Here is a 2149-nt window from a genome sequence, read left to right as displayed (position 1 = left end):
CGGTGGGCCTGTACGCCGCACCACGCCTGTTGCCGATGCTGCTGTCGGCATGGACCGATGTGATCAAGCTGGCGGGCCTCGAACAGCGCTGTCAGGTGGTGCGGCTGCGCGAAGAGGGCGGTCGGAAAGAGACCGATGGCGAAACCAAGCCTGTGCCCGGGCCGTACCAGAAGTTCGCGTGGCCGCAAGTCGATAAGGTGCACACCCCCATGGTGGGCTTCGAGTTTGAATGCCGCGGACCGGCGGCGTTCGACTTCCTCCGGCTGGAAGCGGGCGTCTGGCGCCTGTTCGAGGGCGACCGCAAGGCCGAGATCTGGGTGGCGGTGCGTTCTGTGACGCTGGACAAGTTCGACACGCCGGCCAACGTGCACCGCCAGCACTTCTTCGATGCACTGCCTGTGCACCGGCACATCAAGGACGGGCAGCTGTTCGATCCGGCGTCAGACCTGCGCTGCGAGTTTCCCGACGCGAAGGCCTGGAAGCGCGCGCTCGATTGCCAGTTCGAGGCCCTGATCGGCCGCATGCTGCTTGGTCAGGAAGCGTGATGGAAGCGCTGCGCATCCCACTGCTGGTCGCACACCGCAAGGAGTCGGGCTACAAGTTGCGTTGCCTGTTCTTGCCGCACATCGAAGCGACTGCCGAGCGCTACGAAGTCGCGCTGAACAAGCTGCGCCAAGCCATCGTGGGCCATTTCCGCGGCACGCGCAGCGATCGTTCGACGCTGGACGAGCGCCTGTGGCTCGCCTTCACACCGCCACTGCGCTTCGAGCTCGCGCCGCTGGGCTTCGATTCCGGCCGGCGCTGGATCGAGGGTGTGTTCGCTGCGGCGCACTTCAAGCTCGGCGAACAGCGCTACGCGTGCCTGCCGCAGCTGGACGGCATCGTGGCCGATCTCGGCGACGGCGGCGTGCCGCAAGTGCAGCGCACCGAACGCCTGGTGGCGTGCATCCAGCGCTATTTCCGCGAGCAGCGTAAAGAATTCGGCGAGGCATTCGATCCGCTGCGCTGCCTGGCCAGTGCCAACGACGAACTCGGCGAGCTGGAGCTTTCGCTGCACGTGGCCAACGGCCGCTTCCCGTTCGAGGCGATGGCCGAGCGCTTCGCGGCGCTGCGCGGAGACGACATCGGCGACGGGCCAACAGAGATGGCACGCGTGGCTACCGACCTGAACGATCTCTACCCGGAAGAACTTGGCCGCGCGATCCTGCGCGACGCCCAGGTCGTCGAGGTGGAGCAGGCGATCTACCGCGTCGACGCGAGCGCTTTCGTGCTCGTGGGGCCGCGCGGCGCCGGCAAGACCGCGCTGGTGCACGGAGCCGTTCGCCGGCACATCGACGGCCAGCCGGGGCGCCAGCGCAGCAAACTGCAGAAGGTCTGGCAGCTCGATCCGATGCGGGTCATCTCCGGCATGAGCATCATCGGCCAGTGGCAGCGCCGCATGGCGGTGGTGATGCAGCATGTGCAGTCGCGGCTGCGCGAGACGCACGCGATCGACAAGCCCGACCATCTCTACTGCGACAACCTGGTGGCGCTGCTGGCGATGGGCAAGAGTTCGCAGAGTTCGCTGACGCTGGCCGACGTGCTGCGTCCGCAGCTGGAGCGTCGCGCCTTCACGCTGATCGGCGAGGCGACACCCGAGGCCTGGCAGATGGTGCAGCAGCGCGACCGCCGCTTCGCGGACCTGTTCCGCGTCATCCGCGTCGATGCGCCTTCGCGCGCCGACGCCATCCGCATCGTGGGCTGGCGCCGCGCGGAGCTCGAGCAGCGCCACGGTTGCCGCGTGGAGTCGACGGCGGTGGCCGAGCTGCTGAAGCTGGAACGTCGCTTTGCCAGCGACGAGGTGCTGCCGGGCTCGGCGCTGCGCGTGCTCGATCGCCTGGCCGTGCGTCACGCGAAGCAGACGGTGGGGCGCGCCGAGGTGATGGCGGCCTACCTGTCGGACTTCCATTTCCGCGAGCGCCTGTTCTCGCGCCATGTCGGCCTCGCRCCGTCCGAGGTGACGAAACACTTCGCGGCTCGGCTGGTCGGCCAGCCGCAGGCGCGGGCCAGCCTGGTCGACGTCGTCGCGCTGGTCAAGTCCGGGCTCGCGGCGCCCGGCAAACCGCTGTCTTCGCTGCTGTTCATCGGCCCCACCGGCGTGGGCAAGAGC

2 protein-coding genes are annotated in these 2149 nt (G+C 68.2%); both read left to right on the top strand.

The features are described 5' to 3' along the window. Nucleotides 1-29 precede the first annotated feature (29 nt). Complete coding sequence (locus tag AC1DYI_RS33550; RefSeq protein WP_477208433.1) at nt 30-545, top strand: hypothetical protein; 516 nt, start codon at nt 30-32, stop codon at nt 543-545. Next, a partial coding sequence (locus tag AC1DYI_RS33545) for an ATP-dependent Clp protease ATP-binding subunit (protein ID WP_477208432.1) occupies nt 545-2149 on the top strand: 1605 nt, incomplete at its 3' end. The genes AC1DYI_RS33550 and AC1DYI_RS33545, both read left to right, overlap by 1 nt.

The organism is Ideonella sp. P3_A4 (assembly GCF_056403075.1).
This window is presented reverse-complemented; position numbering and strand designations above follow the sequence as displayed.